At 60.1% G+C, this 18,801-nt stretch carries 18 protein-coding genes; 10 read left to right on the plus strand and 8 right to left on the minus strand.

Going from position 1 to position 18,801, the window contains the following annotated elements; translation table 11 throughout:
* The first annotated feature begins 7 nt into the window (after positions 1–7).
* On the plus strand, positions 8–748 hold the full coding sequence (locus tag AC1DNI_RS00370; protein ID WP_477690422.1) for an SDR family oxidoreductase: 741 nt from the start codon (positions 8–10) through the stop codon (positions 746–748).
* Between the two features lie 9 nt (positions 749–757).
* On the opposite strand, the gene AC1DNI_RS00375 is transcribed toward AC1DNI_RS00370, so the two are convergent.
* A complete protein-coding gene (locus tag AC1DNI_RS00375) occupies positions 758–1,147 on the minus strand; it encodes a DUF983 domain-containing protein (protein WP_027231046.1) in 390 nt (129 codons plus the stop codon).
* Between the two features lie 192 nt (positions 1,148–1,339).
* Between AC1DNI_RS00375 and AC1DNI_RS00380 the strand changes: the two genes are divergently transcribed.
* Positions 1,340–2,710 (plus strand): aminotransferase-like domain-containing protein, encoded by a 1,371-nt coding sequence (locus AC1DNI_RS00380; protein ID WP_477690423.1) that lies wholly within the window; start codon positions 1,340–1,342, stop codon positions 2,708–2,710.
* 15 nt (positions 2,711–2,725) lie between these two features.
* Here AC1DNI_RS00380 and AC1DNI_RS00385 read toward each other — a convergent pair whose 3' ends face one another.
* Together AC1DNI_RS00385 and AC1DNI_RS00390 are read right to left on the minus strand one after the other, a co-directional pair.
* Positions 2,726–3,295 (minus strand): methylated-DNA--[protein]-cysteine S-methyltransferase, encoded by a 570-nt coding sequence (locus AC1DNI_RS00385; protein WP_477690424.1) that lies wholly within the window; start codon positions 3,293–3,295, stop codon positions 2,726–2,728.
* 64 nt (positions 3,296–3,359) lie between these two features.
* Positions 3,360–4,133: a DeoR/GlpR family DNA-binding transcription regulator gene (locus AC1DNI_RS00390; RefSeq protein ID WP_477690425.1), complete on the minus strand. Its 774-nt coding sequence runs from the start codon at positions 4,131–4,133 to the stop codon at positions 3,360–3,362.
* A 375-nt stretch (positions 4,134–4,508) separates the two neighbouring features.
* On the opposite strand from AC1DNI_RS00390, the gene AC1DNI_RS00395 reads away from it, so the two are divergent.
* The 6 genes from AC1DNI_RS00395 to ppa all read left to right on the plus strand — a co-directional run bounded on the left by AC1DNI_RS00395 (position 4,509) and on the right by ppa (position 12,849).
* Positions 4,509–5,426, plus strand: coding sequence for a phosphotransferase (locus tag AC1DNI_RS00395; protein ID WP_477690426.1), 918 nt, complete (start codon positions 4,509–4,511; stop codon positions 5,424–5,426).
* On the plus strand, positions 5,423–7,864 hold the full coding sequence (locus AC1DNI_RS00400; protein WP_477690427.1) for a GcvT family protein: 2,442 nt from the start codon (positions 5,423–5,425) through the stop codon (positions 7,862–7,864). The genes AC1DNI_RS00395 and AC1DNI_RS00400 overlap by 4 nt, the downstream gene beginning before the upstream one ends.
* A 248-nt stretch (positions 7,865–8,112) precedes the next feature.
* Entirely contained in the window at positions 8,113–9,498 is a 1,386-nt protein-coding gene (mgtE, locus tag AC1DNI_RS00405; protein ID WP_477690428.1) for a magnesium transporter, read from the plus strand.
* Between the two features lie 186 nt (positions 9,499–9,684).
* The gene (gene typA / locus AC1DNI_RS00410; RefSeq protein WP_477690429.1) at positions 9,685–11,511 is read left to right on the plus strand and encodes a translational GTPase TypA; all 1,827 of its coding nucleotides are present in this window, start codon (positions 9,685–9,687) and stop codon (positions 11,509–11,511) included.
* 130 nt (positions 11,512–11,641) lie between these two features.
* Entirely contained in the window at positions 11,642–12,148 is a 507-nt protein-coding gene (locus tag AC1DNI_RS00415) for an N-acetyltransferase family protein (RefSeq protein WP_477690430.1), read from the plus strand.
* Positions 12,149–12,309: 161 nt separating this feature from the next.
* Positions 12,310–12,849 (plus strand): inorganic diphosphatase, encoded by a 540-nt coding sequence (gene ppa, locus AC1DNI_RS00420; RefSeq protein ID WP_027231038.1) that lies wholly within the window; start codon positions 12,310–12,312, stop codon positions 12,847–12,849.
* A 2-nt stretch (positions 12,850–12,851) separates the two neighbouring features.
* Here ppa and AC1DNI_RS00425 read toward each other — a convergent pair whose 3' ends face one another.
* Positions 12,852–13,181 (minus strand): DUF167 family protein, encoded by a 330-nt coding sequence (locus AC1DNI_RS00425; RefSeq protein WP_477691442.1) that lies wholly within the window; start codon positions 13,179–13,181, stop codon positions 12,852–12,854.
* Positions 13,178–13,468: a YggT family protein gene (locus AC1DNI_RS00430; RefSeq protein WP_027231036.1), complete on the minus strand. Its 291-nt coding sequence runs from the start codon at positions 13,466–13,468 to the stop codon at positions 13,178–13,180. The genes AC1DNI_RS00425 and AC1DNI_RS00430 overlap by 4 nt, the downstream gene beginning before the upstream one ends.
* Before the next feature lie 251 nt (positions 13,469–13,719).
* Between AC1DNI_RS00430 and aqpZ the strand changes: the two genes are divergently transcribed.
* Positions 13,720–14,406: an aquaporin Z gene (aqpZ, locus tag AC1DNI_RS00435; RefSeq protein ID WP_477690431.1), complete on the plus strand. Its 687-nt coding sequence runs from the start codon at positions 13,720–13,722 to the stop codon at positions 14,404–14,406.
* A 122-nt stretch (positions 14,407–14,528) separates the two neighbouring features.
* On the plus strand, positions 14,529–15,770 hold the full coding sequence (locus tag AC1DNI_RS00440; RefSeq protein WP_027231034.1) for an MFS transporter: 1,242 nt from the start codon (positions 14,529–14,531) through the stop codon (positions 15,768–15,770).
* Here the strand turns inward: AC1DNI_RS00440 and AC1DNI_RS00445 are convergent.
* The 3 genes from AC1DNI_RS00445 to AC1DNI_RS00455 all read right to left on the minus strand — a co-directional run bounded on the left by AC1DNI_RS00445 (position 15,767) and on the right by AC1DNI_RS00455 (position 18,793).
* On the minus strand, positions 15,767–16,528 hold the full coding sequence (locus tag AC1DNI_RS00445; RefSeq protein ID WP_477690432.1) for a glutamine amidotransferase: 762 nt from the start codon (positions 16,526–16,528) through the stop codon (positions 15,767–15,769). The two genes, AC1DNI_RS00440 and AC1DNI_RS00445, sit on opposite strands and share 4 nt — an antisense overlap.
* An 11-nt stretch (positions 16,529–16,539) precedes the next feature.
* A complete protein-coding gene (locus AC1DNI_RS00450; RefSeq protein WP_477690433.1) occupies positions 16,540–17,016 on the minus strand; it encodes a tellurite resistance TerB family protein in 477 nt (158 codons plus the stop codon).
* 115 nt (positions 17,017–17,131) lie between these two features.
* Positions 17,132–18,793, minus strand: a complete 1,662-nt coding sequence (locus tag AC1DNI_RS00455; RefSeq protein ID WP_477690434.1) for a heme biosynthesis HemY N-terminal domain-containing protein — start codon at positions 18,791–18,793, stop codon at positions 17,132–17,134.
* Positions 18,794–18,801 lie beyond the last annotated feature (8 nt).

Raw genomic sequence — 18,801 nt, forward strand, 5'->3', positions numbered from 1 at the left:
AGGTTATATGTCTCGTCTTAACAACAAGGTCGCTTTCGTCACCGGTGGCAGCCGCGGCATCGGCGCTGCGATCGCTCTGAAACTAGCGGAGGATGGTGCCGATATCGCCCTTACCTATTCCAGCAGCGCGCAGAAGGCCGAGGCTGTAGTCAATTCAATCGAGGCCCTGGGAAGTAAGGCAATCGCCATCAGGGCGGACAATCTTGACGCCGCGGCCGTCGAGGCCGCTGTCCAGGAAGCGCACGCGCGGTTCGGGCGGCTCGATATCCTGGTGAACAGCGCCGGCGTCTTCTCGGTGGACCAGATCGAAACGGCGAGCCTTGCGGAGTTCGACCGCGTCATGTCCATCCATGTCCGTGCCAGCTTCGTCGCCTCCAAAGCGGCCGCAGCCCTCATGAGTGCCGGCGGACGTATCGTGTCGATCGGCAGCAATCTCGGTGAGCGTGTACCGTTCACGGGGCTCAGCATCTATGCGACCAGCAAGGCTGCGCTGACGGGCTTGACGAAAGCGCTGGCGCGGGACCTTGGCCCGAAGGAGATTACCGTCAATATCGTGCAGCCCGGCTCCACCGATACGGACATGAACCCGGCCGACGGCGATCATGCCGACGCCCAGCGCGCCCTCATGGCCATTCCGCGCTTCGGTAGGGCTCAGGATATTGCCGGGGTGGTCGCCTTTCTTTCGGGCGAGGAAGGTCGCTTCATCACAGGGGCATCGCTGACCGTCGACGGCGGCACCAACATCTGATCGTGCAGGTTAAAGGTCACCCTTGCGAACAAGCTTGCCTTCTTCGGCCTTGTGGAAATATTGCGAGCAGACGAGCCAGCCCTTCAACGGCCGTAACAGGATCAGGCTGCCGAGCAGCGTCAGCGGCAGTGTGGTGATGAGATGCAGCCAGATCGATACTTCGTAGGTCGTCTGCAGCCACAGCGCGAAAAGCATCGCTGGAACAGCAACGATCGTCATGGCGAAGAAGGCGGGCCCGTCGGCGGGATCGGCGAAGGAATAGTCGAGACCGCAGACCTCGCAGGACGGAGCAAGTTTCAGGAAGCCATTGAACAAATGCCCCTGCTGGCATTGCGGGCACCGTCCGAGAATGCCCGTCTTCATCGGATTCTCTGTCGCATGATAGTGAGCGTCTGACATTTGCATGGCCTTTCGCGGCTGCAGATTGTATGGTGTTTCTATCCATACAAGTAATCGATGTTTCAACTCAATATACGCCATTTTCGCGAAACTTAAAGCCACAGCTCAGCAATAGCGACAAAATGGCCTTGCTATCCTACAGCATCTCACCTAATTGTATGGAGAATATATCCATACAATTAGGTGACCTTGATGACATGGAAGCCCCGAATTGCTGTTGACGCCCGCTACAAGCACGAGGGCATCGCGGATGCATTGCGAGCCGATATTGCGTCCGGCGCGGTCAAATCCGGCGATGCCTTGCCGCCACAGCGCGAAATTGCGCGCGAACTCGGCGTTGATCTGACGACAGTAACACGTGCCCTTAACGAGGTGCGTCGGTCGGGCCACATCGAGGGCCGCATCGGTTCCGGCACATTCGTAAAGGCGCCTGCCGTTCAGGCGACTGTGGCAGCACAGGCAAATGAACTCGATTTGACCATGAACATACCTCCGCAACCCGCGGACCTGCCCGCTCGCATCGCAAACGGCATCGGCGCCCTTCTCGCCAATGGACAAAACCGGCTGTTGTCCTACCAGGAAACGGCCGGAAGCGTGTCGTCCCGGGCGGCGGCAGCGTCCTGGCTCGCTCCGCGTCTCGGTGCTGCGCCCGAAAAGGATCGCCTCGTCGTTGCCGGCGGGGCTCAGAGCGCCCTATTTGCCGTCTGTAATCTTCTCGGCTCCGGCGCAACCATAGTGGCGGGCGCGTCAACCTATCCGGGGCTCAAATCTGCAGCGTCATCCCTTGGCCTCAAGCTGTACCCACTCGCCATGGATGAAGCCGGAATTACGCCAGAAAGCTTCGAGGAATGCTGCCGGAATGAGCCGCCCAAAGCACTCTACATAATTCCGTCCATAGACAACCCGACCACCGCGACGATGCCGCTCGGGCGGCGGCGAACGATTGCTGCAATCGCCGCTCGCCATAGGGTAGCTATCATCGAAGACGATCCCTACGCGGAACTGCTCGACAAGCCGATACCGGCGCTTGCAACGCTCGCCCCCGACCTGACATGGCACATCGCCACATTGTCGAAATGCGTGGCTCCGGCACTGCGCATTGCTTTTGTCGCCTGTCCTTCGGCGCTCGATGCCCTGAAGCTTGGTTCCAGCCTGCGTGCCAGCAATCCAGGTCCATCGCCGCTACTCACCGCGCTCGCGGCCGATTTCATTCAGACGGGAACGCTCCGTGAGATCGCGACCACCATCAGATCGGAAAGCCGGGAACGCCAGGCCCTCGCGGCACGGATCCTTAAAGACTGGACCTTTAGAGCCGAACCTGGCGGACATCATCTCTGGCTGTCGCTGCCACAGCAATGGCACGCCGGAGAATTTGCCGCGCTCGCCATTCGCTCCGGGCTGGGTGTCGTGCCAGCCTCGGCGTTCAGCATCGGGGCACCAAGCATGGAAGCGGTCCGTGTTTCCCTCGGCGCTGCCCCCGACAGGACCAGATTGGAACAGGGTCTGGTCCTGCTCGACCGCCTGCTGCGCGAGCCGAAGTTCAGCCCTGGTATGATTGTATAGGCGCTGCGACAGTTCTCAGAACAGAGAGCCCTGAGCGGTTATCGGATGGAATGCTGGACGGCTTGCCGTTGCGGCTAAGGTGCGATGCTCAAGGTCAATGAGGAACCGCTTGCGCCGCTGGCCGCCGCCATAACCCGTCAACGATCCATCCGCACCGATTACTCTGTGGCACGGAACCACGATAGCGGCGCGGTTCTGGCCATTGGCGGCGCCGACAGCGCGGCTGGCATTCGGGCGACCCATAGCGCGTGCCATCTCCCCGTAGCTCCGGGTCTGGCCGTAGGGTATTTCGCGGAGCCGCCCCCAGACGTCATTCTGGAACGCATTCCCCGGCAGGACGAGCGGCGTTTCAAATACGGTCAATTCCCCCGCAAAATAAGCAGCAAGTTCCGCCTCGATCTGGTCGAGGACTGCATTTCGCCCCGGCTCGATCATATAGCCATAGCGTCGTTGCAACTCCTCGACTTCCGAGGGAAGAGCGGGGCGGTCAGAAAATTCGAGCAGGGACAGCCCTTCGCCGCTTGCCATGGCGATCATTGGCCCAAGCTGTGTTTCGATCGTGTCGCGAAGTAAGAGCCTGGTCATGTAGCGGCCTCCTGATTCGGTCCGGATCGTACCATTCTGCCAAGGCCAGCCAATCCGATTCCTGTCAAGCGTGCGCCGTCGCCGATGCTACGGTCACAGTGGTGCCCGCGGCGTGAAGCGCCTGCACAATGTCGCTCGGGGGATCGCGGTCGGTCACAAGCTCGTCGATGCCGTTAAAGTCGCAAACCTGCACGAGACCGCGCCGTCCGAACTTTGATGCGTCCGTTATCGCTATTGTCCTTGCACCGCGCGATAGCACCGTGCGGGCAAACTCTGCCTCTTCGAGGTCGTAGTCCGTTAGGCCGCCCGGCGCGTCGAGCGCGCCCACCGAGATGACCGCATGGGCAACACTGAAGCGGCTGACGAATTCGATAGCGGAAACCCCAAAGGCGGCGCCGCTGTCGCTGCGCAATTCGCCGCCCGCCATGAACACCCTGTTGCCGTTCACCGTCGCAAGCGTGCGCGCAATATCGGAGGAGTTCGTGACCACCGTCAGGTTGCGGTGCTGCAGCAGCTCGCGGGCAAGAAAGCTTGTCGTCGTGCCTGTATCGAGCATCACCGACTCACCATCGCGGATTGTCGCTGCGACCCATTGCGCAATCACCCGTTTGGCGCTCGCATTTTCGCGCATGCGCAACTCGAACGGCGCCTCGCCAATGTGCTGCGGCAGCCCGACGGCGCCATGGATGCGCGTGAGAACGCCCGAATCCGTCATGGGCTTGACGTCGCGCCTGATGGTTTCGAGCGAAACGCCGAGCTTGTTCGCAAGATCGGAGATCGAGATCGTGCCTTCCTCTTGCAGTAACCGCCGAATTTCACCGCGCCGTTTTGCACTCATGCCAAAACCTCAAAATTTGATGCCTAAACCGCACTATTACCACATATTTTACCAGTATCAGGCGATAAAGCCACATTATGCCACATAAATATGTTGACAGATGCGCGAACTTGGCAGACGATCACGTTAATGGGGTTGGTGGTAGTGCGCGGTTAGACTGGCTCACCATGAGGAGGGCCATCCTTGCAGGTACCCAAGATACCGCGAGGATCCTGAGTGAAAGTCTTTGCCATAGACGGATTGCCTGTTACCGGAGAGTCCACAACCTTCAGGGGACAGGTTGCCTTCCTCGTGGTGAGTCAGTCTGACCGCGCACTTTTTTTCTGCTCGCCGACCGGCGCGTTCCTGCCGGGCCATACACGGTAGGCGTCGCCAATGGCTCCCGCGCCTGACGTGCACTCTGGTGAGCCCGTAGCGCAGCGCATCGCGGCGCTTCCCATCTGGCAAGGCGAGATAAGGATTGCCCTTTTGAAGGGCGGCATCAGCAATGAAAGCTACGTGGTAGAGGATGCGAGCCGCAAATATGTGGTGCGCTTCGGCACGGACTATCCGTTTCACCACGTGTTCCGCCAGCGCGAGGTGATGACCGCGCGTGCTGCGCACCTTGCCGGATTTGCGCCGGAAGTCTTTCACGCCGGTGACGGCGTCATGGTGACGGCATTCCTTGGTGCTCGAACCTATGACGCTCGCGATGTGCGCGCCAATATTCCGCGAATTGCCGACATGGTCCGACAGTTCCATATGCGCATGCCTGAACATATTCGCGGACCCGGATTCATGTTCTGGGTTTTCCATGTCATTCGCGACTATGCCCGAACGCTGGAAGCCGGCAAAAGCCGCTTGGCGCATCAACTTCCCGTCTATCTGGCGATCTCCGACGAAATGGAGGCGGCGCAAAAGCCCCTGCCGATCATCTTCAGCCACAATGATCTTCTCCCTGCCAATATCCTCGATGACGGGGAAAGGCTGTGGCTCATCGATTTCGAATATGCCGGGTTCTCGACGGCGATGTTTGACCTTGCGGGACTGGCCTCAAACGCAGGGTTCGATGCAGAGGAGTCCGAGGCATTGCTCGATGCCTATTTCCGGGCGAGGCCCGATACCGTACTGACCCGCGCGCACGCCGCCATGCAATGCGCTTCGCTGCTGCGCGAGGCGATGTGGAGCATGGTCTCGGAACTGCATCTGAAGGCGCCAGGCGTCGATTACGTCGCCTATACGACCGAGAATTTACAGCGGCTGGACGAGGCGCTGGACCACTACAGAACGTTATACGGAAAGACCACATCATGAGCCTGCCAACCCATGCGCAGATCGTCGTCATCGGCGGCGGCATTATCGGCTGCTCGACAGCTTACCATCTCGCCAGGGACCACAAGGCCGATGTGGTTCTCCTCGAAATGGGCCAGCTGACGTCCGGCTCGACCTGGCATGCGGCGGGACTTGTCGGCCAGTTGCGCTCGTCGGCCTCGATCACGCGGGTTCTTAAATATTCCGTCGACTTGTACAAAAGGCTCGACGCTGAAACCGGTCTCGCCACCGGCTGGAAGATGACCGGGTGCCTGCGCCTCGCCACCAATGAAGATCGCTGGACCGAGTTTCGCCGGCTGGCGACCACTGCGCGCAGCTTCGGCATGGACATGCATCTGCTTTCCCCGCAGGACGTTAAATCCATGTTCCCGCTCATGGAGGTGGGCGATCTCATCGGCGCGAGCTGGTTGCCAACGGATGGTCAGGCGAGCCCTTCGGACATCACCCAATCGCTGGCGCGCGGCGCGCGCATGCACGGCGCCAAGCTCATCGAGAATGTCCGGGTCACCGGATTTGAGATGGACGACGGCCGCATCGTCAAGGTGAAGACCGACAAGGGCGACATCGCCTGTGAGAAGGTCGTCAACTGTGCGGGCCAATGGGCGCGGCAGGTAGGCGAAATGGCCGGCATCAATGTGCCGCTGCAGCCGGTCAAGCACCAGTACATCATCACCGACAGGATCGAGGGCCTGTCGGCCGAGGCACCGACGATCCGCGATCCCGACCGCCGTACCTATTTCAAGGAAGAGGTCGGCGGGCTGGTGATGGGCGGCTATGAACCGAATCCGCAGGCCTGGACGACGGCGGACGTGCCCAATGACTGGCAGTTCCGCCTGTTCGACGATGATTTCGACCATTTCGAACAACACATGGTCCAGGCCATCGATCGAATACCCGCCATGGCAAACGTTGGCGTGAAGCAGATGATCAACGGGCCGGAAAGCTTCACCCCCGACGGCAATTTCATTCTCGGCATCGCACCCGAATGCGCCAACATGTTCGTCGGCGCCGGCTTCAACGCCTTCGGCATCGCCTCGGGCGGCGGCGCCGGCTGGGTACTGGCGCAATGGGTCGTCGACGGAGAATCGCCGCTTGATCTTTGGGCCGTCGATATCCGCCGCTTTTCCAATCTGCACCGCGATCGCCAGTGGGTGCTCGACCGTACGCTCGAAGCCTATGGCAAGCATTACACCATCGGCTTTCCCTATGAAGAATACACCTCAGGCAGACCGGCCATCGTCTCGCCGCTCTATGATCGCCTCAAGCAGCATCGTGCCGTGTTCGGCTCGAAGCTTGGATGGGAGCGGCCGAACTGGTTCGCACCTGAAGGGACTCCGGCCGAGGACATCTATTCCATGGGCCGGCAGAACTGGTTCAAGGCCGTCGGCGATGAGCACCGGCACGTGCGCGAGAAAGTCGGCATCTTCGATCAGTCGTCGTTTGCCAAGTACGAGCTTAGCGGCAAGGATGCCGGCAAGGCGCTCGACTACATCTGCGCCAACGACATCTCGAAGCCAGTCGGCCGACTTACCTATACGCAGATGCTCAACACGCGCGGCGGCATCGAGTGCGACCTGACTGTGGCCCGGCTCGCGGACGACAGGTTCTACATCGTCACCGGCACCGGCTTCCGGACGCATGATTTTGCCTGGATCCGGGATCATATCGGCAGCGATCTCGATGCGACGCTTGAGGACATTACGGAGAGCTTCGGAACGCTCTCGTTGATGGGGCCGGACGCGCGCAACGTGCTGGCCAGGGTGACGACAAGCGACGTTGGCAATCCCGCCTTCCCGTTCGGCCACGTGCGCGAGACAGACATCGCCGGCACCACGGTCCGGGCGCTACGGGTCACCTATGTGGGCGAACTCGGCTGGGAATTGCACGTTCCAATCGCCGCGACCGGCGCGGTGTTCGATGCGCTCATGCAGGCGGGCGAGCCTTTCGCCATCAGGCCGGTAGGTTACCGCGCGCTCGAATCGCTGCGTCTCGAAAAAGGCTATCGCGCCTGGGGCAGCGACATCACCCCGAATGACTCTCCCTTTGAAGCCGGCCTTGGTTGGGCGGTCAAGCTCAAGAGCAACACCGATTTTCTCGGCAGACAAGCAGCGGAGGCCACGCGAAACAGCCCGCTCAGGAAACGTCTGGTGGGGATCACGGTCGTCGACAGGGACGTCGTTCTGCTTGGACGCGAAACGATCCTGCGCAATGGCGAGCCGGTGGGCTATCTCACCAGCGGCGGCTTTGGCTATACCGTCGACAGCCCCATCGGTTACGGCTATATCCGCAATGCAGAAGGTGTCGACGACACATTCCTCGCCGAAGGCAAGTACGAGCTCATTGTCGCCAACGAACCGTTCGCCGCAAAAGTCCACATCGAGCCACTTTACGACCCACGCAATGAGCGAATAAGAGCCTGAAGCGGCGCACGAAGATGTGTTCCCTGCCGCTTTCCGCCGGGGCTTGACATTAATCCTGGACAAGACCAAATGACAGCGCGCTGGGTCGCTCGTTTGCGCCCAACGTATCTTTCAACCGGAGTTTATCTCTAATGCCCAACGACGACAGTCGAAGTCGATTGTTTGCGCCGTCATCGGCGATCGTGGCCTGTTGAGAGATCAGCTCGCCTCGGTCCCCGTGACGGCGGATCGACAGAAAGGCGAGCAAAATGAACGACCTTCGCTTCACCCAAGGAGTGGTTGATGCCGGTTCGGCACCAGCCGCAACCATTGCCGAACAGCTGGCAACCATGCAGGCTGCCGATGCCGTCGAGCTTCTCAACGAGCTCGAACTGAATGATACCGTCGGCATCATTGCCGAAATGCCGCGCGACCATGCGGTGCTTATTCTTGACCAGCCGGAATTGCATTCGGCAGGCGCCATCATCGAGGCGCTTCCCGACGTCATCGCATGCGAACTGCTCGACGCCATGTCGGCAGACCGCGTCACCGATATCTTCCACGAACTCGATGCCGAGGCGCGGGACCGGCTGTTTCCAGACCTCGGCCACGAAACCCAGCAGGCCCTCGCCAAACTGCTGCGCTATCCGCCCCATACAGCCGGCAGCCTGATGACGACCGAATTCGTCAGCGTCCCCGCGAACTGGAGCGTTGCGCGCACGCTACAACACATTCGCGAGGTTGAACGGTCCCGCGAGACGGTCTACGCCATCTATGTGATCGATCCTGAGAACCGCAGCCTGCTACGCGCAGTGGCACTTCGCCGCCTGATCGCCAGCGAGCCGGAAGCCTTGATCATGACCGTGGGTCGCGATGTGGCGCCGGTCACCGTGGGACCGCTCACCGATCAGGAGGATGTCGCCCGCCTGTTCCGCAAGCACGACCTCCTCGCCGTTCCCGTAGTCAATGACGGCAACCAGATCATCGGCATCGTGACCGTCGATGATGTGATCGACGCCATGACCCAGGAGATGACCGAGGATACGCTGAAGTTCGGCGGCATGGAGGCTTTGAACAAGCCTTATATGCAGATCGGCTTTCTCCAGATGATCCGCAAGCGCGCGGGCTGGCTCGGCGTCCTATTCCTCAGCGAAATGCTGACGGCGAGTGCCATGCAACACTTCGAGGGCGAACTCGAGAAGGCCGTTGTGCTGACCCTGTTCATCCCGCTCATCATGAGTTCGGGCGGTAATTCAGGCTCGCAGGCGACCTCTCTCTTGATCCGCGCCCTTGCCCTGCAGGAGTTGCGGCTGAAGGACTGGTGGCGGGTCGCGCTACGGGAACTCCCGACCGGCATCGTGCTCGGCACTTTCCTTGGCCTGATCGGCGTCATTCGCATCTCGACGTGGCAGATGCTCGGCCTCTACGATTATGGCGTCCATTGGCATCTCGTCGCGGCAACGGTCGGCACGGCCCTTGTCGGCATTGTCACCTTCGGATCTCTGGCCGGTTCCATGCTGCCGTTCATCCTGCAGAAGATCGGTTTCGACCCGGCGAGCGCCTCCGCGCCCTTCGTGGCAACGCTGGTCGATGTCACCGGCCTCATCATCTACTTCAGCATCGCCCTGATGATACTGTCGGGAACATTGCTTTGAAACTGTGCGCGGCGGACGCCTCTCAGCCGCCGCCCACGACCCCCGCGCAGAAGCGCATCTGCATGGCTGCAATGCAGGCCCCAAATGCTTTGACCCCTTTCGCACTTGCGAAAAAACATGTATGGAGCGCGCAAATGTAAAGCGGCGCATCATATGTGGCGTCCCTAATTTTCCAAAGAGAACCCAATGAAACTGCGCAACATCGCGATCATCGCACACGTTGACCATGGCAAAACCACGCTCGTTGACGAACTCCTGAAACAGTCCGGCAATTTCCGCGACAACCAGCGCGTCGCCGAGCGCATGATGGATTCCAACGACATCGAAAAGGAACGCGGGATCACCATTCTCGCCAAGGCCACGTCGGTCGTCTGGAAGGACACGCGCATCAACATCGTCGACACGCCCGGACACGCCGATTTCGGCGGCGAGGTCGAACGCATTCTCAGCATGGTCGACGGCGCGATCGTTCTCGTTGACGCTGCCGAAGGCCCGATGCCGCAGACGAAATTCGTCGTCGGCAAGGCGCTGAAGGTTGGGCTCCGTCCCATCGTCGCGATCAACAAGATCGACCGCCCCGACGCGCGCCACGAAGAAGTCGTCAACGAAGTCTTCGATCTCTTTGCGGCCCTCGACGCGACCGACGAACAGCTCGACTTCCCAATCCTCTACGGTTCCGGCCGCAGCGGCTGGATGGCGAAGAACCCGGAAGGCCCGCAGGACCAGGGCCTTGCCCCGCTGTTCGACCTCGTGCTTGAGCACGTGCCGGAGCCGACCGTCGGCGAAGGCCCGTTCCGCATGATCGGTACGATCCTCGAGGCCGATCCGTTCCTCGGCCGCATCATCACCGGCCGCATTCACTCCGGTACCGTCAAGTCGAACCAGCAGGCCAAGGTTCTCCATGGCGACGGGGCGCAGCTCGAAACCGGCCGCATTTCCAAGATCCTGGCTTTCCGCGGTCTTGAACGCCAGCCGATCGAAGAAGCCCAGGCAGGCGACATCGTTGCGATCGCCGGACTGCAGAAGGGCACCGTGGCTGATACCTTCTGTTCGCCGGAAGTTACCGAACCCCTGCAGGCGCAGCCGATCGATCCGCCGACCGTCACCATGTCATTCATCGTCAACGACTCGCCGCTTGCCGGCACCGAAGGCGACAAGGTCACGAGCCGCGTCATTCGCGATCGCCTGTTCAAGGAGGCCGAGGGCAATGTTGCGCTGCGCATCGAGGAATCGAGCGACAAGGATTCGTTCTACGTATCCGGCCGCGGCGAATTGCAGCTGGCGGTCCTGATCGAGAACATGCGCCGCGAAGGCTTCGAGCTTGGCGTGTCGCGTCCGCGCGTCGTCATGCAGAAAGACGAAAATGGCAACATGCTCGAGCCGATCGAGGAAGTTCTCATCGACGTCGACGAAGAATATTCTGGCACGGTCGTGCAGAAGATGTCGGAGCGCAAGGCCGAGATGGTCGAGCTGCGCCCCTCCGGCGGCAATCGCGTACGCCTTGTCTTCCATGCGCCGACGCGTGGCCTCATCGGCTATCAGTCGGAGCTTCTGACCGACACGCGTGGCACCGCCATCATGAACCGCCTGTTCCGCGCCTATGAACCCTACAAGGGAGAAATCGCCGGCCGCAACAACGGCGTTCTGATCTCGAACGATCAGGGCGAGTCGGTGGCCTTTGCCATGTGGAACCTCGAAGATCGCGGCCCGATGATCATCGACGCTGGTGTCAAAGTCTATGCAGGCATGATTATCGGCATTCACTCGCGTGACAACGATCTCGAAGTCAACGTGCTGAAGGGCAAGAAGCTCACCAACATCCGCGCCGCCGGCAAGGACGAGGCCGTCAAGCTGACGCCGCCAATCCGCATGACACTGGAACGCGCCCTGTCATGGATCCAGGACGACGAACTCGTCGAAGTGACGCCGAAGTCAATCCGCCTGCGCAAGCTCTACCTCGATTCCAACGAGCGCAAGCGCTTCGAAAAGAGCAAGACCGCCGGCGCGGCATAAGCCAGCCGGACCAAATATCCAATTGCAGGGGCGGCCATTTGGTCGCCCTTTCTTTTTCGTGAACTCAGCCAAATTTCGGTCGCGATCCCAGTTGCCCAAGGTCGGCCCTCGGGTCTATGGTTAAGAAACCATGAACACCCATGTGATCGAGATAAGACGGGCTGAACTGGCCGACGCCGAGGCGATTTCGGACATTCATGTTGCCGCCTGGAGAGGTGCCTATACCGGCATCATTCCGCATCGCGCGCTCAATACCATGCTGCAGCGCCGAGGATCGGCTTGGTGGGCGCGCGCCATCCAGCGCTCGACGCAAATACTTGTCGCGGACATTGGTGGCGTGGTGACCGGTTATGCGACCCTCGGTCCAAATCGCGCGCGACAATTGCCGCAGAAGGGCGAGGTCTACGAGCTCTATATCAGGCCGGAATATCAGGGCTTTGGCCTAGGCACACGCCTTCTCGGCGCGGCAAAGCGCAGCCTGGTCGACCAAGGGATGAAGGGATTGGTCGTCTGGGCGCTCGAAGACAATGGCCTTGCCACCTCATTCTACGAGGGCGCCGGCGGCCGCGATGTCGCGGAAGGCGTTGAATGTTTCGAAGGCAAGACCCTGAAGAAACTCGCCTTCGTGTGGAATTGACGGCTTCCGCAATGCCAGCCCTTCAGACTGAAGTCGATACACTTCTTTACCGGCTGCAAGGCCTGCCTCTCATGCGCTCGCCGCGGCTCAGGCGACGCTCTTGTTGCGCCGGCTCCTAAAAGTCAGTACAGCACTCCCAAACCAACAAGGACTTTGAAAATATGCGCATCGATGCCATTCCTGTCGGCAACAATCCCCCCGAAGACGTCAACGTGATCATCGAAGTTCCGGTCGGCGGTCAGCCGATCAAGTACGAACTCGACAAGGATTCCGGCGCGCTGTTTGTCGATCGCTTCCTGCACACGCCGATGACTTATCCGGGCAATTACGGCTTCGTACCGCACACATTGTCGGACGACGGCGACCCGATCGACGTTCTGATCTGCAACACGCGCGCGCTTATGCCGACCAGCATCATCAATGTCCGCCCGATCGGTGTCCTCGTCATGGAGGACAATAAGGGCCAGGACGAGAAGATCATCGCCGTTCCGTCGCCGCACCTTACCCTTCGCTACGAGAAGGTCCACAACTACACGGACTTGCCGGATATCACCCTCAAACAGATCCAGCACTTCTTCGAGCACTACAAGGATCTCGAGCCGGGCAAATGGGTGAAGATTGGTGACTGGGGCGATGAAGATGCCGCCCGCCAGCTCATCACCGAGGCCATGGAGCGCCACAAGGCCAAGACCGCCTCGTAAAACTATGCCTTGGGCGATCCCAGTGCTTCGAGCTTCGGAGCCAATGCGTGCGGGTCGCCCAGGATTTTTACCTGTTTGAGCCGGGACGTCGCTCCCGCTACGATCGCTACCTCACGCGTGGCAACGCCAAGCTCCCTTGCCAGAAGCTTTTCCAGCGCCGCATTCGCCTTGCCATCCTCGGGGACTGCCCTGACGCGCACCTTCAAGTGAGCGTGCCGATCCGCTGCAAGCTCCACCCCTTCGACCGCATCCTTCGCGGATTTAGGCGTCAAACGTACAAATACGATGACGCCGTCCGTCACCTCACGGAAGCAGCTCTGCCGGTCGATCAAACCAGCAGCGGCGCGATTGTCGTCCACAACAGCTGGCGGATGAAGAAGATGATCAGCAGGAGCACGATCGGCGATATGTCGATGCCTCCGAGATCAGGCAGGAAGCGGCGGATTGGGCGCAGCGCCGGTTCGGTGACGCGGAACAGGAAATCGCCGACAGATGCAACGAACCGGTTGCTCGAATTGATGACGTTGAAGGCGTAAAGCCACGAGAAAATGGCGCTGGCAATAATGATCCAGGTGTAGATATCGAGGGCAAGATCGATGGTGCGGATAAGGGCGAGCATTCGTTTCTCCTAACAGTCACGCCGACATGTAGCGATTGACCCGGCTAGGGGCAAGAGGCCGTCGTGGTCATGGCGCTTTGCGATGATTAATCATTATACTAACGTAGTATCGATTTAGTACTTTAATGATTACAAATACCCCATCCTTGGAGAGCCTACTTGTGTGGGAATATTTTTGAATTAAAACTATGATTAATTTTGCTCATATGATTCGATCTATTTTGTTTAGATTTTTATTTAAGGGGGTTTCCATGCTGAATAAACTATCTGCCGAATTCTTCGGAACGTTTTGGCTTGTACTCGGTGGCTGCGGCAGCGCTGTTATTGCGGCAGCATTTCCAGATCTCGGCATTGGTTTGCTCGGCGTTGCATTCGCCTTTGGTCTTACGGTTCTTACCATGGCCTTTGCCGTCGGCAGTATCTCCGGCGGACACTTTAATCCCGCCGTGTCACTTGGACTTGCCATTGTCGGCCGGTTCGACTTCAAGGACGTCATTTTCTATTGGGTCGCCCAACTGGCGGGCGCAATCGGCGCTGCCGCAGTGCTTTATCTCATTGCCTCCGGCAAGGCCGGTTTTGCCGCTGGGGGCTTCGCGTCGAACGGCTATGGCGATCTTTCGCCCGGCAAATACGGGCTCACTTCGGCGCTGGTGATCGAGATCGTCATGACCGCTTTCTTTCTCATTATCATACTCGGCGCTACATCGGCTGCGGTACCGGCCGGATTCGCGCCTGTCCCCATCGGGCTCGGCCTGACACTGATCCACCTTGTGTCGATCCCGGTCACCAATACGTCGGTTAACCCGGCACGTTCCACCGGTGTCGCCCTGTTTGCCGAGACGGCAGCGCTCAGCCAGTTGTGGCTGTTCTGGGTTGCGCCCCTGATTGGCGCCGCGCTCGGCGCAATCATCTGGAAAGCCTTGCTCGGGAAGGATTGATCTTCAACGATCACAAGCAGGGCGGCGCGCCGGCCCTCCTTGGATTATTTCGCAATTGCTTATCCCATTTCGGCTCGAACTGGTTTAAAAGGGCCTCCAGATTCCGGAGCCTTTCAAGCAAAATGTCCTCGCCAGAAACGACAGCGGCGCATGACCGCTACGCCGCCTTTCGCCATTCGTCCTTCACGCTCTATTGGCTAGCCCGCTTTTGCGGCTCTTTCGCCATCCAGATCATCAGCGTGTCGGTCGGTTGGCAGATCTACGACCTGACGCGCGATCCCTTCTATCTCGGCATTGTCGGCCTTGTGCAATTTGCCCCATCCCTGCTCCTGGTGCTGATCACGGGTGCAGCGGCCGATCGCTTCGGGCGCCGACTTATCATGGGGCTTTCGCTCTGCGTCGAACTCGTCTGCGCCGTGCTGCTGCTCCTTCTCACCATCGCTCACATGTTTTCGCCGGCACTGGTTTTCGTCATTCTCGCGGGCTTTGGCATTGGCCGCGCCTTCCTTGGACCGGCGTCGGCGTCGCTTGTCGTCAACCTCGTCCCGACCGAGGTTTTCTCCAACGCCGTCTCTTGGAACTCGTCCGCATGGCAGATTGCCGCGATTGTCGGTCCGGTGGTCGGTGGCCTGCTATACGGCATTTCGCCGATCGTCGCCTATGGCATAGCGAGCGCCATGCTTGCGGCCGCCGCCGCCTGCACATTCGCTATTCCCAAGCCAGCCCAGCATACGCTCTCCGAATCTCGCTCATTGCAGACGCTTCTTGCCGGCTTTCACTATATCTGGAAGGAGAAGGTTGTCCTCGGCGCAATCTCGCTCGATCTCTTCGCCGTTCTGCTAGGCGGCGCGGTCGCCCTATTGCCGGTTTATGCCCGCGACATCCTGCAGCTTGGGCCTTGGGGTCTCGGCATGCTGCGCGCAGCGCCAGGGATCGGTGCTATTTTGACCGCCGTGTGGCTCACCGGGCACCCGATCCGCGATCACGCCGGGATAATCATGTTCGCTTTCGTCGCGCTGTTCGGCCTGCTGACGATCATGTTCGGCGTTTCGAACATCGCCTGGCTGTCGATCGTCGTTCTCGCCCTGATGGGCGCCGCCGATATGGTGAGCGTATATATCCGCGAAACGCTGCTGCAATTGTGGACACCAGACCATGTCCGTGGCCGGGTGAATGCGGTCAACATGGTCTTCGTCGGGGCTTCCAACGAACTCGGTGAGTTCCGCGCCGGCATCATGGCATCGCTGATCGGCACCATACCTGCCGTCGTCTTCGGTGGCATCGGCACCGTCGCGGTTGCCGGTCTTTGGGCCTACTGGTTTCCGCAATTGCGCAAGGCGCGCAATCTTCAGGGCAGAACCTAGAGGGCTTCTCGCCTCGACAGCTTGTTGGACGGGGCCGGAACGCCAAAGATCGTCGCCAGGAAGCCGTGCAGCCAGACCTTGAGCACGGCATCGTGGATCATGCGGCCCTCGAGATGCATCCTTCCATGCTGGGCGCCGCAGAGTGCAAAACGCTCGGACCCGCGAACGACCCACCGCTGCATCATCGCGCGGGTCAGCTCCGCATGGAACTGGACGCCCCAGGCATTGTTGCCATAGCGGAAGGCCTGATTGGGATAGCTCTCGCCCGTCGCAAGCAGCGTGGCGCTCTGCGGCAGTTCGAAACCCTCGCGATGGAAATGATAGACCATCGAGGGCCAGTCCATCAGGGCGCTGCCTGCTCCGGTTGCCTGCAGCGGATACCAGCCAATTTCAACGAGCCCTTGCGGGTGCGGCCCAACCCTGCCGCCAAGGTGATTGGCGAGCATCTGCGCACCGAGGCAAATGCCCAAGAAAGGCTTGTCTTCGGCGAGCGGGACGGCCAGCCAATCGGTTTCGGTGCGGACGAAATCATCGGGATCGTTGGCGCTCATCGGGCCGCCGAAAATGACGGCGCCGGCATGGTCTTCCAGCGTTTCCGGAAGCGGATCGCCGAGCGGCGGCCTGCGGATATCGAGTGCGAATCCCGATTCTATCAAAAGATGGCCGACGCGGCCTGGGCTTGAACGTTCCTGATGCAGTACCGTAAGGATCTTCGGCCGCTGCGGCTGCCTGTTTTCCATCCAGTCCGTCTGGAACATTCGCTCCGATCCTATTCCTCGACAACCGGCTGCTTGGCGCGTTCGGCAGCTTTTTGCTTCATGGTCACGCGATCACGCGTCGATACACCGATCAACTCCGCCACGCGCCAGACCACGTTGTTCTCCAGTTCGTGCGCGGTGCCGTCGGCATAGACCACGTCCCACATGAGTTCAATGAAACGAATGCGCGCCTCTTCGTCAAGATTGCGCTTGATGATGCTGGTGAAGCTGTAAAGATCGACGGCTTCCTGGTCGGCCTGTTCACCATCGTCGAGAAGACGCTTCAAGGCCTCGCCTTTCAGGCCATAGGCTTCCGATATTAGCTGCGACACGCGCTTGCGCTCGGATTTGCGCCGTTCACCATCGGCGTCCATGACGTGGAACAGAAGCGCCGCAGCTGCCAGCCGCGGATCGTTCTTGGAAAAATGATCCTTGTCGCCTTCGCCGGACGGCAGGGCCTTGAAGAATGTCACGAGGCGATCAAGCATATAGATTCTTTCGGTATCTTGTGGGAGGGCAGATCAGTCAACAGATAGCGTGGCAGGCATGGTCCTGCCACTGTACATGTTGCCGCAAAAGGCGAGCACGACTGCAAACCCGCAACTAGAACAGCCGGAACTTCTTGTTTGCGCGCTCTTCCTGATATTCCGGACGCACGCCCGGATCGTCAGGAACCGGGATGACGAGTTCAGCATCTTGCTGCGGTTCGTCCGGGGTCGGCGGTATTTTCGCTGTTTTTTCCGCAGGTTGCGTCTTCGAAGCTGTATCTTCCTCAGGCTTTGCCGCTGGCTGGAGTTGGACGATCTCCGCATCGATGACCTCCGCATCGTCGCGCGAAACCTTTGCGGCGGGCTTGCCGCGGTCTTCGATCCTTGGAGGTATCAGCGGCTTCACATCTTCGCGAGGTGGCGCGGATGCCGCCGGAGTTTCGGCCATCGCTTCGTCGAATTCGCGCTGGTAATCGATCACAGGCCCGAGTTGTTCTACTGGAACCTTCCATTCGAAGGCATTGAGCTTGCCGGTGACAGGCGACGCGGGCGCCCATTGGTCGGATACATAGCCGTCGGCCGTCCATGCGGGATCGCGGGGCGCCTTGACCGCGCGCGAAAGCCACTGCCGCACGCGGCCCTGGTCGCCGGTTTGCGCTTCCTCGATATCGGCGAGCAGCAGGTAGGCACTCTCGCGCGTCGCACTGCGCAAAACGGCCTCGGCAGCTTCGCGCGCTTCCCTGAGTTCGCCGGCCGCAAGGGCTGCATTGGCAATGGCGAGGTTGGATTCCGGATGGTGCGGATAGAGCGCCGCAAGGTGGCGTGCACGTTTCAATCGATCAATGGCCGAATCGCCAAGCCGGGCGTGGACGAACGTCTCGGCGACGTCCGGGTGCGGCTGTTTCTTCCAGACATATTCGAGGATCTTGGATCCCTTGCGAAGTTCGTTCTGCTGGAACAGCACTTTGGCCGCGATAATCGCTGCCGGGATCAAATCCGGCGCAAGTTTGTTCGCCTCGAGTGCGATCGGCCGTGCGCTGATCGGATCTGCCTCGAAGAGGTCTATGGCCTTGGCGGTCAGCAGCGCCGCCCGCTCGCGCTTCACCTGATCCTTGTCGATCTGCTTGCCTGCCTTCTGCTTCTCGAGCAGCGCCAGCGCTCCGTCCCAGTCGCCGTGGGTTGTCTTCTGGCCGAGTGCCGCCGACGTTGCCCATTCGACATTGGGCGCGAGTTGCGCAGCCTCCTCGGCATAATGGCGCGAGGCATCGCGCGCCCCGAGCCGCTGCGCTTCCAGATAGAGACCGCGCAGGCCAAGCAGCTTCGTTTCGGGATCATCCAGCATCGCCTCGAACTTTGCCCGCGCATCGTCGGCGCGCCCTTCGAGCATTGCCGCCTGGGCATCAAGCAGCTTGATCAACGGTTCCTGGTCGACGTTAAGCAGCTTCTCCGCCTGTTTGACCATCCGCAATGCTGTCGGTCCATCGCCGGCACCCGCCGCGATCAGCCCCGTCGACAGCGATTGATAGCCGCGATCACGCTTTCGCGCACGGAAATGCCGGCGCAAGGCATAGGGTGATGCGACGAGGCTCTTGATCGCCCACCAGGCCAGCATCACAGCGGCCACGACTGCAACAATGGCCGACGCGGCGACCATCAGCGTTACCTTATATTGCATGCCGCCGAAAGTGACCAACAGATCGCCGGGCCGGTCGGCAAGCCACGCAAATCCGATACCGAGAAGCAGAACGACAACGATGAATGTAAGAAGACGCGCCATGATCGTCG

This window comes from Phyllobacterium sp. 01N428 (assembly GCF_056399405.1).

What these genes read in the sequence shown, in the direction of transcription:
- mgtE (WP_477690428.1), top strand. Translation starts at nt 8,113, where the DNA reads ATGAACGACCTTCGCTTCACCCAAGGAGTGGTTGATGCCGGTTCGGCA.
- AC1DNI_RS00455 (WP_477690434.1), bottom strand. Translation starts at nt 18,793, where the DNA reads ATGGCGCGTCTTCTTACATTCATCGTTGTCGTTCTGCTTCTCGGTATC.
- AC1DNI_RS00395 (WP_477690426.1), top strand. Translation starts at nt 4,509, where the DNA reads ATGGCTCCCGCGCCTGACGTGCACTCTGGTGAGCCCGTAGCGCAGCGC.
- ppa (WP_027231038.1), top strand. Translation starts at nt 12,310, where the DNA reads ATGCGCATCGATGCCATTCCTGTCGGCAACAATCCCCCCGAAGACGTC.
- AC1DNI_RS00430 (WP_027231036.1), bottom strand. Translation starts at nt 13,468, where the DNA reads ATGCTCGCCCTTATCCGCACCATCGATCTTGCCCTCGATATCTACACC.
- AC1DNI_RS00445 (WP_477690432.1), bottom strand. Translation starts at nt 16,528, where the DNA reads ATGTTCCAGACGGACTGGATGGAAAACAGGCAGCCGCAGCGGCCGAAG.
- AC1DNI_RS00390 (WP_477690425.1), bottom strand. Translation starts at nt 4,133, where the DNA reads ATGAGTGCAAAACGGCGCGGTGAAATTCGGCGGTTACTGCAAGAGGAA.
- AC1DNI_RS00440 (WP_027231034.1), top strand. Translation starts at nt 14,529, where the DNA reads ATGTCCTCGCCAGAAACGACAGCGGCGCATGACCGCTACGCCGCCTTT.
- AC1DNI_RS00375 (WP_027231046.1), bottom strand. Translation starts at nt 1,147, where the DNA reads ATGTCAGACGCTCACTATCATGCGACAGAGAATCCGATGAAGACGGGC.
- aqpZ (WP_477690431.1), top strand. Translation starts at nt 13,720, where the DNA reads ATGCTGAATAAACTATCTGCCGAATTCTTCGGAACGTTTTGGCTTGTA.
- AC1DNI_RS00385 (WP_477690424.1), bottom strand. Translation starts at nt 3,295, where the DNA reads ATGACCAGGCTCTTACTTCGCGACACGATCGAAACACAGCTTGGGCCA.
- AC1DNI_RS00450 (WP_477690433.1), bottom strand. Translation starts at nt 17,016, where the DNA reads ATGCTTGATCGCCTCGTGACATTCTTCAAGGCCCTGCCGTCCGGCGAA.
- typA (WP_477690429.1), top strand. Translation starts at nt 9,685, where the DNA reads ATGAAACTGCGCAACATCGCGATCATCGCACACGTTGACCATGGCAAA.
- AC1DNI_RS00380 (WP_477690423.1), top strand. Translation starts at nt 1,340, where the DNA reads ATGACATGGAAGCCCCGAATTGCTGTTGACGCCCGCTACAAGCACGAG.
- AC1DNI_RS00370 (WP_477690422.1), top strand. Translation starts at nt 8, where the DNA reads ATGTCTCGTCTTAACAACAAGGTCGCTTTCGTCACCGGTGGCAGCCGC.
- AC1DNI_RS00400 (WP_477690427.1), top strand. Translation starts at nt 5,423, where the DNA reads ATGAGCCTGCCAACCCATGCGCAGATCGTCGTCATCGGCGGCGGCATT.
- AC1DNI_RS00415 (WP_477690430.1), top strand. Translation starts at nt 11,642, where the DNA reads ATGAACACCCATGTGATCGAGATAAGACGGGCTGAACTGGCCGACGCC.